This window comes from Nitratireductor luteus, from assembly GCF_026162365.1.
Lineage (GTDB): Bacteria > Pseudomonadota > Alphaproteobacteria > Rhizobiales > Rhizobiaceae > Chelativorans > Chelativorans luteus.
This window is the reverse complement of record NZ_JAOANW010000011.1, coordinates 1-476: the sequence shown is the minus strand read 5'-3', so window position 1 is coordinate 476 and position 476 is coordinate 1. Positions and strand designations below refer to the sequence as shown.

Genomic DNA, 476 nt, shown 5'->3' with positions numbered 1-476 from the left:
GTAGCCGAGGCCGACCTTGAAGTTGTCGCCGACATGGCGGTAGAGGGCGACGAGGGCGCCGTAGTCGGTGGTGTCGGCCTCGGGCATGTGCATGACACGGCCCTCGAGCAGGACATCCCATTTCCTGATGACGTGCAGGTCGGCGCGCAGGATGCCGAGATGGGCGGAGGACTTCTGCCATTCGTCCTCGAAGCCGGCGCCGGCGCGGTACTTCACCTCGCCGGTGCGGAAGCCGTATTTGCCGCCCACCGACAGCCACGGGGTGAGGTCGTAGATGGCGTCGACCGACAGGATGTGGCTGCGCTGGGCGGGGGCGAAGAGGTCGCTGGTGGCGCCCGAGATGAGCTGATTGTTGCCCGGCAGGTCGTAGAGCCAGGTGTATTTGAACAGTGCGTTGAGGCGGTCGTTGTCGACCGGGCGGTAGGCATAGCCGAGGGAGGCTTCGACATAGTCGGTGTCGGCGAACGAGGTCTGGG

Annotated in this window: 1 pseudogene; it reads right to left on the bottom strand. The window is 65.8% G+C overall.

What is annotated here, in order from left to right:
* Positions 1-476 (bottom strand): annotated as a pseudogene (locus N1058_RS16500) (TonB-dependent receptor); the annotation flags it as partial.